The following is a 9,433-nucleotide window of genomic DNA, read 5'->3' as shown; positions in this document are numbered from 1 at the left end:
CCGGCGGGGGCGCGGGCGGCAACCGCACCAGCGGGGTGCACAGCGTCGGCGGCGGCAACCAGGTGGTCGCGCCGATCACCGTGCCGATCAACGTCTGCGGCAACGCCATCGCGATCGCGGGCGACGCCTTCGCGGGCTGCCGCGGCGGCGCGACCGTGATCGGCGGCTGGAGCAGGCACGGCGGCAAGGGCGCGGGCGGCAACGTCACGTCCGGCCGCGGCTCGATCCTGGGCGGCAACCAGATCGTCGCCCCCATCACCGCGCCGATCAACCTCTGCGGCAACGCGGTGTCGGTCATCGGCAAGTCCCAGGCGGGCTGCCGGGGCGGCGCCTCGGTCCTCGGCGGCGGCGCCGGCGCGGGTGGCAACATCACCTCGGGCCGGCACGGGATCCTCGCGGGCAACCAGATCGTCGCCCCGATCACCGCGCCGATCAACATCTGCGGCAACGCGGTGGCCGTGCTCGGCGACGCCGCCGCGGGATGCCTGGGCGGCGCCCAGGTGGGCGGCGGCTGGAAGAGCAGCGGCCACTGGGCCCACCCGCAGCACAAGGCCGCCCGCGGCGGGGCCATGCCCGCCATGCCGGGCGCGTCGGTGCTGTCGGGCAAGCACACGGTGCAGCCGATGAGCGCCGCCGCGACTCCGTCCGCTCCGGTCGTCGGCGACCTGCCGAACATGCTCGGCCTGCCGGAGACGCCGAGCCTGCCCGCCGCGAAGGGCAAGAAGGCCGGCAGCACCCCCGCGGCCGTCTCCAAGGCCGGTGGCACGCTCGACGACGCGACCCGCTCGCTGACCGCCACCCAGACGCTGGAGGACGCGACCGCCTCGCTGCCCGTCGCCGACACGGCGCGCAACCTGCCGACCGGCGACCTCGGGAAGAGCGCCGGCGTGCTGCCGCTGGACAAGCTGAGCGGGCTCAAGCTGATGAGCGCGGAGCAGCCGGTCGGCCTGACCGGGATGAACCCGGCGTCGTTCCTCGCCCTGGCCCTCGGCGCCATGTTCGCCGCTTCGGCGAGCCTGTTCGCCGTCACCCGCCGCTTCCGGTTCGGCCGCAAGTAGTCGTACGGCCGCGCGTGACGGCACGGGAACACCTCCGGCGGCGACGGCCGTGCGGAAGTGATCCGGCGGCGCGCGGCTGACGGAGGCGAGGGATATCGCTCGCCCGCGCCAGGGAGCGTCTGCCAGATGCTTCCGGCGCGGGCGACCAGAACGCCCCCCACCACCAGTGGAGGGGGCACGAACGCTTTGCCCGTTCCGGGGGCGCGGCCCGGGGCGGGCAAAGCCCTTTTGTCCGGTACTGTTTCGAGACGGATGGGAGCACTACGGTCATGGCATCGATGACATTGCGGATGGGCAAAGCCCTTTTGACCGTGGCGTCCGCGCCCTCGGGGGTCACATGGTCCGCGCGGCTCGTATGATCTTCCGACGCAGCCGGACACGCCTGCTGCCGTCGGGATAAAGGCGTAACCGCTCCAGCTCCCAATCTCCGTGCTCGGCATGCTCCGTGAGCATCTGCCTCGCCGCCTCGCGAGGGGTGTCCCGAGGGAGATACAGGTCCAGATAGGAGTAGTCGAGCACAGCCATTGGTCTCCGGGGCGTGCTAGGGAACTCGGTTGGGCTCTATTCTGCGTCTCCGTGGATAACAGCGCCAGGCGGGTTACATTCCCGGACATAACCGGGTAGCCCGAGGGGGAGGAACGTCCGGCGGCAGGTACCTTCAAAGCGGCGCCTCGTCGGCGCCTCCAGGGGGTAAGCGCCCCCGGCCCGGACGACGAGGGTGTCATGAGCCGGGGAGTACGAAGCCCGGCAGTACGGGGAATGACAGCGGACAGCGAGGTAGGAAGCAGCGTGCCAGCCAACAACGGCAACGCCGGCGGAACCCGCCTGGTGATCGTGGAATCGCCCGCGAAGGCGAAGACGATCGCCGGGTACCTCGGGCGCGGCTACATCGTCGAGTCGAGCATCGGCCACATTCGCGATCTTCCGGAGAAGGCCGATGACATCCCGGAGAAGTACAAGAGCGAGGCATGGGCCCGCCTCGGGGTGAACGTCGACCACGAGTTCGAGCCGCTCTACGTCGTGAACCCGGACAAGAAGTCGCAGGTGTCCAAGCTCAAGCAGCTTCTCAAGGAAGCCGACGAGCTCTACCTCGCCACCGACGAGGACCGGGAGGGTGAGGCCATCGCCTGGCACCTGCGCGAGGTGCTCAAGCCCAAGATCCCGGTGCACCGCATGGTGTTCCACGAGATCACCCCGCATGCGATCAGGGACGCGGTCTCCAACCCCCGTGATCTCAACCTCCGGCTGGTCGACGCCCAGGAGACCCGGCGCATCCTCGACCGTCTGTACGGCTACGAGGTCAGCCCGGTCCTGTGGAAGAAGGTCAAGCCGCGGCTTTCCGCCGGTCGTGTCCAGTCGGTCGCCACCAGGCTCGTGGTGGAGCGTGAGCGGGAGCGCATGGCGTTCACCGCCGCCCACTACTGGGACCTCCAGGCGCTGTTCGACACCGGCCGGGCGGGCGACGACCCCCGGACGTTCTCCGCAACGCTGACCGGCGTGGACGGCAGGCGCGTGGCCCAGGGCCGCGACTTCGCCTCCACCGGCAGGCTGAAGGGCTCCGACGTCCTCCACCTCGACGAGGCCGCGGCGACGGCCCTCGTCGGCCGCCTCGCGGGCGTGGCCTACGCGGTGCGGTCGGTCGAGCGCAAGCCGTACACGCGCAAGCCGTACGCGCCGTTCCGGACCACGACCCTGCAGCAGGAGGCGAGCCGCAAGCTGGGCTTCTCCGCCAAGTACACGATGCAGGTGGCCCAGCGGCTCTACGAGAACGGCTACATCACCTACATGCGAACCGACAGCATCACGCTGTCGGAGACCGCCGTCGCCGCCGCCCGCAGCCAGGCGATCAAGCTGTACGGCCCGGCGTACGTGCCGGACAAGCCGCGCGTCTACACCAGCAAGGTGAAGAACGCCCAGGAGGCGCACGAGGCCATCCGGCCGTCCGGCGAGGAGTTCCGCACGCCGGGCGAGACCGGCCTGTCCGGGGACATGTTCCGCCTGTACGAGCTGATCTGGCAGCGTACGGTCGCCTCCCAGATGAAGGACGCCGTCGGCGAGTCGGTGTCGGTCAAGGTGGGCGGCACGTCCAGCGCGAACGAGAGCGTGGAGTTCAGCGCCACCGGACGGACCATCACCTTCCACGGCTTCCTCAAGGCGTACGTGGAGGGCGCGGACGACCCCTCGACCGACCGGGACGACTCGGAGAAGCGCCTGCCCACGCTGGCCGAGGGCGACCGGCTCACGGCGGCCGAGCTGACCGCGCTCGGGCACTCGACCAAGCCGCCCGCGCGCTACACCGAGGCGTCGCTGGTCAAGGAGCTGGAGGACCGCGAGATCGGGCGGCCGTCGACGTACGCGTCGATCATCGGAACGATCCTCGACCGGGGCTACGTGTTCAAGAAGGGCACCGCCCTGGTGCCGTCGTTCCTCGCGTTCGCCGTGGTCAACCTGCTCGAACAGCACTTCGGCAACCTGGTCGACTACGACTTCACGGCCGAGATGGAGAAGGTCCTCGACGACATCGCCAACGACCGGGCCGAGCGGGTGCCCGAGCTGCGCCGTTTCTACTTCGGCGGCGAGGACGGCGACGAGGGCCTGAAGGAGATGGTCACCGACCTCGGCGAGATCGACGCCAAGGAGATCAGCTCGTTCCCGATCAGGGGGACGGACATCGTGATCAGGGTCGGCCGCTACGGGCCCTACCTCGACCGCGACGGCGCCCGGGTGAACATCCCGGAGGACATGGCGCCGGACGAGCTGACCGCCGAGAAGGCCGAGGAGCTGTTCTCGCGCCCGAGCGGCGACCGCGAGCTGGGCGTCGACCCGGCGACCGGCCGGAAAATCGTGGCCAAGGACGGCCGTTACGGCCCGTACGTCACGGAGATCCTGCCCGAGGAGCCGGCGCCGGAGGACGGCAAGAAGCGGACGAAGAAGGCGGACGCGCCCAAGCCGCGGACGAGCTCGCTGTTCAAGTCGATGGACCTGGACACGATCACGCTGGAGCAGGCGCTGAAGCTGCTCCAGCTTCCCCGGGTCGTCGGCCAGATCGACGGCGAGGAGGTGACCGCGCAGAACGGCAAGTTCGGGCCCTACATCAAGAAGGGCACCGACTCGCGGTCGCTGCCGTCCGAGGAGGACCTGCTGACGGTCACGATCGAGCAGGCCAAGGAGCTGTTCGCGCAGCCGAAGGCCCGCGGACGCGGTCGTGCCGCCGCCGCGCCGCCCCTTCGTGAGCTGGGCGAGGACCCGAACTCCAAGAAGCCGGTCGTGGTGAAGGAGGGCCGTTTCGGTCCCTACGTCACCGACGGCGAGACCAACGCGTCCCTGCGCAAGGGCGACACGGTCGAGGACATCACGCTGGAGCGGGCGGCGGAGCTGCTGGCCGAGCGGCGGGAGCGGGCTCCGGCCCCCAAGCGCACGACCCGTGCCAGGACCGCCACGAAGAAGCCCGCAGGGAAGTCCTGACCCCGGTCCCCGCGCTGACCCTGGTCCGCTGACCCGGGGTCCTCGCATGGCGCGGTGGCGTGCCTGTATGGCTTCGCGACTTGTCCACAGCCGGACCCCGGCTGTGGACAACGGACGCGGCTGTCGCTGTCAGCTCGTAGCATCGTCGTCAGCCGGCCCTTGATCGCCAGCCGGTCGAGGGGAGTTCTCGTGGGGTTCGTCGGCATGATTGTGGCGGCCGTCGTCGTCGTGCACGCCTATCTGTGGCGGAGGCTGGTCAGGGCGTCCACGACGCCGGGATCGCGTTCGCGCCGGGTGCTGACGTGGGCGCTCGTGGTCCTCGCCGTCCTGATGGTGGTGACCTTCGGCGGGAGCCGGCTCGGCCTCGGCATGGACGTGGAGCGGGTCGTGGCCTGGCCCGGCTACCTGTGGCTGGCCGTGATGTTCTATCTGTTCGTGTTCGGCCTGGTCATGGAGGTGCCCCGGGCGGTCGCGACGTTCGTCGTGTCCCGGCGCCGCCGTGCGGCCGAAGCCGCCGCTCCGGCCGAGCGGGCCGAGGAGGAAGCGGCGCCGGTGGACGAGGTGGTCCTCGCCGGCGCGGCGGCCGGGGGAGGCGCCACCGCTCACGGCACGGCCACGACCGGCATGCCGGTGGCGGAGGAGGCCGCGGCGGGCACGCCGGCGATCGACCGGCGGCTGTTCATCTCCCGCACGGCCTCCGCCGTCGTGGCCGCGGGAGCGCTCGCGACCGTGGGTTACGGCGTGAGCATGGCCCTCGGGGATCCGGTGATCGAGCGGGTGCCGATCCGCCTGCCCCGGCTCGACCCCCGGATGAGCGGGCTGCGCATCGCGGTCGTCAGCGACATCCATCTCGGCCCGCTGACCGGCCGCGGCCACACGGAGCGGATCGTCCGGATGATCAACGGCCTGGAGGCCGACGCGGTGACGATCGTGGGCGACCTGGTGGACGGCACGGTGGCCGAGCTCGGTCGTCTCGCCACACCGCTCGGGTCCCTCGAATCCCGCTATGGCGCGTATTTCGTCACCGGCAACCACGAGTACTACACCGCCGAGGGCCCCCAGGAGTGGATCGAGGAGTTGCGCTCGCTGGGCGTCCGGCCGCTGCGCAACGAGCGGGTCGAGATCCGGCACGCGGGCGCCGTACTGGACCTCGCGGGCGTCAACGACCTCAACGGCGTGCCGTCGGGCGACGGCCCGGACCTGGGCAAGGCGCTCGGGGGCCGCGACGCGAACCGGCCCGTCGTGCTCATGGCCCATCAGCCCGTCCAGGTGACGCAGGCCGCCGCGCACGGCGTCGATCTCCAGCTCTCCGGGCACACCCACGGCGGGCAGATGGCGCCGTTCAACCTGCTCGTGCCGCTGCAGCAGCCCGTGGTCGCGGGGCTGGCGAGCGTGCCGCGCACGGGCGGCGGCGATACCCAGGTCTACGTGACACGAGGGGCGGGCTTCTGGGGGCCGCCGGTCCGGGTGGGCGCGCCTCCCGAGATCACCCTCATCGAGCTGCGCGCCTGACCGCGCCGGACCCCCGGAAACGGAACCGGGCAGAGCATTGGCGCCATCTCGACAGCGAGGACGAGGCGGACGTAATACCCTCAGGCGACGGGCAGGCCCCAGCGGCCCGCTCGTCCGTCTCCCAAGCCCAGCGAGCACCTGGATACGCTGACATCATGAGCACCCCTGGCCGGGCCGCCGCGCGACGCAAGCAGCCGCACGTGCTGACGAACGCGCCGTTCCGCAGGCTGTGGACGGCGATGGCGACGTGCAGCCTCGGCGACTGGCTCAACATCATCGCGCTGACCGCGCTGGCCGGTAACCTGACCGCGGGGTCGGGCTTCCAAGCGCAGAGCCTCGCCATCGGCGGCGTCTTCATCGCCAAGATGCTGCCCGCGATCCTGCTCGGCCCGCTCGCGGGAGCGGTGGCCGACCGGTTCGACCGCAGGCTGACGATGGTCGTCGCCGACCTCGCGAGGTTCGCGGTGGTGCTGTCGATCCCGCTGGTCGGCAACTACCAGTGGGTGATCATCGCGACGTTCCTGGTCGAGTGCGTGAACCTCTTCTGGGTGCCCGCCAAGGACGCCACCGTGCCCAATCTCGTGCCCAAGGAGCGGCTCGAGGAGGCCAACCAGCTCAACCTCCTGGTGACGTACGGCACCGCCCCCGTGGCCGCGGCGCTGTTCGCGATCGTGTCGGGCGTGGTCACGACGATCTCGGCGGCCGCTCCGTCGTTCGACGTCGCGGCCACCAGCATCGCGCTGTACGCCAACGCGCTGGCCTACCTGGCCTCCGCCGTGATGGTCTTCACCCTGCGGGCCATTCCGAAGAACCACGTCAGGCACGTGTCCGCGCCCTCGGTGCTCCGGCAGATCACCGAGGGATGGCGGTTCGTCGGCGGCGACCGCGTCGTGCGCGGCCTGATCATCGGGATGCTCGGGGCGTTCGCCGCCGGAGGCGCCGTCATCGGCGTCGCCAAGGCGTACGTGCAGGCCTTGGGTGGCGGCGACGCGGGGTACGGCGCCGTGTTCTGCGCCGTCTTCCTCGGCATGGCGTTCGGCATGTTCTTCGGCCTGAGGCTGCTGAAGGGCCTGTCCAGGCGGCGGCTGTTCGGGCTGTCGATCATGCTCGCGGGCCTGACGCTGGCCGCCGTCGCGCTCATCCAGAACCTGGTCGTCGTGGTCGTGCTGACCGTGGTGCTCGGCGCCTGCGCCGGCATCGCCTGGATCATCGGCTACACCGTGATCGGCCTGGAGGTGGAGGACGGGCTGCGCGGCCGCACGTTCTCCTTCCTGCAGTCGCTGGCCCGGGTGGTGCTGCTGCTGGTCGTGGCGGTGGCCTCGACGCTGGCCGCGTTGTTCGGCACGCACGCCCTCGGGGTCGCCGGGATCAGCTACCGCTTCGACGGCACGAACCTCGTGCTGCTCCTGGGCGCGCTGCTGGCGATCGCCGTCGGGGTGGTCGCGCTGCGGCACATGGACGACCGGCGGGGGGTTCCCATCGCGGTCGACCTGCTGACCGCCCTGCGCGGGCGGCGATTCGAGCCGGAGGAGACCGACCCCGAGCGCGGTCTGTTCATCGCCTTCGAAGGCGGCGAGGGCTCGGGCAAGACCACCCAGTCGCGGCTGCTCGCGATCTGGCTGCGCGACCAGGGCTTCGACGTCGTGCAGACCCGCGAGCCGGGCTCGACCAAGGTCGGCATGCGGTTGCGGGCGATCCTGCTCGACGCCGCCCACCAGGGCCTGTCCCCGCGGGCCGAGGCGATGCTGTACGCCGCCGACCGGGCCGAGCACGTGGAGAAGGTCATCAGGCCCGCCCTGCGGCACGGCTCGACGGTGATCTCCGACAGGTACGTGGACTCGTCGCTGGCCTACCAGGGCGCCGGGCGGTCGCTCGACCAGGAGGACGTCGCGAGGATCAACAGGTGGGCGACGGGTGGCCTCGTCCCCGACCTGACCGTGCTCATCGACGTGCCGCCCGCGGTCGGGCTGCGGCGGATGGCCTCGCCCGCCGACCGCATCGAGGCCGAGCCGCTGGAGTTCCACGAGCGGGTGCGGCGGGAGTTCCGGGCGCTGGCGGCGGCCGACCCCGACCGCTACCTCATGGTGGACGGCACGCTCGACCAGCGGGAGGTGACGCGCCTGATCCAGGACCGGGTGCGGGAGATCCTGCCCGACCCGGTGCCGCAGGAGGCCGAGGAGGCCACCGGCACGATGCCCGCCATCCGCGACTTCGGGTAGCGGCACATGACCGTTTTCGGGGATCTGATCGGGCAGGACCGGGCGATCGACGTGATGCGGCGGGCCGCGTCGGCCGCCGCGGAGGTCGTCGCCGGAGGCCGCGGCGCGGGCATGACCCACGCCTGGCTGTTCACCGGGCCGGCCCTGCGGACCGCGGCCGCCACGGCGTTCGCGGCCTCGCTGCTCTGCCCCGACCAGGGGTGCGGCCACTGCGACGCCTGCCATCAGGTCGAGGTCGGCTCGCACCCGGACGTCACGTTCGTCCGGCCCGAGGGCCTGTCGTACAGCGTGCGGCAGACGCGCGATCTCGTGCTCAAGGCGGCGGGGGCGCCCACGCTCGGCCGGTGGCGGATCGTGTTGTTCGAGGACGCCGACCGGGTGACGGAGGCGGCGGCCAACGCCCTGCTCAAGGCCATCGAGGAGCCGCCGCTGCGGACCGTGTGGCTGCTGTGCGCGCCCTCCCCGGACGACATGATCATCACGATCCGCTCGCGCTGCCGGGTCGTGACGCTGGGCACGCCCTCCACCGAGGCCGTCGCGAACGTGCTGGTGACCCGCGACGGGGTGCCCCACGACGTGGCGCTCGACGCCGCGCGGGCGGCCCAGGGGGACATCGGCCGGGCGCGGCGGCTCGCGCTGGACGAGGAGACGCGGCGCCGGCGCGACGAGGTGCTGTCGATCCCCCGGTCGCTGACGGGTGTGGCGGAGTGCATCACCGCCGCCGAGCGGCTGGTGAAGACCTCCACCGAGGACGCCGACGCGGCCACGACCGCGCTGAACGAGGCCGAGACGGCCGAGCTGCGCAAGGTCTACGGCGAGGGCTCCTCAGGCAAGGGGCTCAACAAGGGCCTCGTCCGGGGCGGCGCGGGCGCGATCAAGGAGCTCGAGACCATGCAGAAGTCGCGGGCGACCCGTATCAAGCGCGACTCCCTCGACCTCGCGCTGCTCGAACTCGTGGCGTTCTACCGCGACGTGCTGGCCGTGCAGTTCGGTGCGCCGGTCGAGCTGGCCAACGAGGACCGCAGGCACGAGGTGGAGGCCGTCGCGCGGGCGTCCACCCCCGAGCAGACGGTCCGCCGTACGGACGCGATCATGCAGTGCCGGGAGCGGCTGGCGGCCAACGTGAACCCGCAGATCGCGGTCGAGGCCATGACCCTCGCGCTCCGTTCGCCCGCATAG

6 protein-coding genes are annotated in these 9,433 nt (G+C 71.5%); 5 read left to right on the top strand and 1 reads right to left on the bottom strand.

Going from position 1 to position 9,433, the window contains the following annotated elements; genetic code table 11:
* Positions 1-1,058, top strand: a 1,058-nt coding sequence (locus tag BXA11_RS27640) for a chaplin family protein (RefSeq protein ID WP_076439198.1), incomplete at its 5' end; no start/stop codon positions are given.
* 333 nt (positions 1,059-1,391) lie between these two features.
* Here the strand turns inward: BXA11_RS27640 and BXA11_RS27635 are convergent.
* Entirely contained in the window at positions 1,392-1,583 is a 192-nt protein-coding gene (locus tag BXA11_RS27635) for a DUF5703 family protein (protein ID WP_205831154.1), read from the bottom strand.
* A gap of 234 nt (positions 1,584-1,817) precedes the next feature.
* Between BXA11_RS27635 and topA the strand changes: the two genes are divergently transcribed.
* From topA to BXA11_RS27615, 4 genes are all read left to right on the top strand, one after another.
* Positions 1,818-4,523: a type I DNA topoisomerase gene (gene topA / locus BXA11_RS27630; RefSeq protein WP_083744627.1), complete on the top strand. Its 2,706-nt coding sequence runs from the start codon at positions 1,818-1,820 to the stop codon at positions 4,521-4,523.
* 189 nt (positions 4,524-4,712) lie between these two features.
* Positions 4,713-6,035 carry a metallophosphoesterase gene (locus BXA11_RS27625; RefSeq protein WP_239105148.1) on the top strand — a complete coding sequence of 441 codons (1,323 nt, stop codon included), beginning with the start codon at positions 4,713-4,715 and terminating at the stop codon, positions 6,033-6,035.
* Between the two features lie 155 nt (positions 6,036-6,190).
* Entirely contained in the window at positions 6,191-8,254 is a 2,064-nt protein-coding gene (gene tmk / locus BXA11_RS27620; protein ID WP_076439194.1) for a dTMP kinase, read from the top strand.
* A 6-nt stretch (positions 8,255-8,260) separates the two neighbouring features.
* Positions 8,261-9,433 carry a DNA polymerase III subunit delta' gene (locus BXA11_RS27615; RefSeq protein ID WP_076439193.1) on the top strand — a complete coding sequence of 391 codons (1,173 nt, stop codon included), beginning with the start codon at positions 8,261-8,263 and terminating at the stop codon, positions 9,431-9,433.

This window comes from Microbispora rosea (assembly GCF_900156315.1).
GTDB classification, from domain to species: Bacteria; Actinomycetota; Actinomycetes; order Streptosporangiales; family Streptosporangiaceae; genus Microbispora; species Microbispora rosea.
The sequence above is the reverse complement of the archived record's forward strand: the minus strand, read 5'-3'. Positions and strand labels throughout refer to the sequence as shown.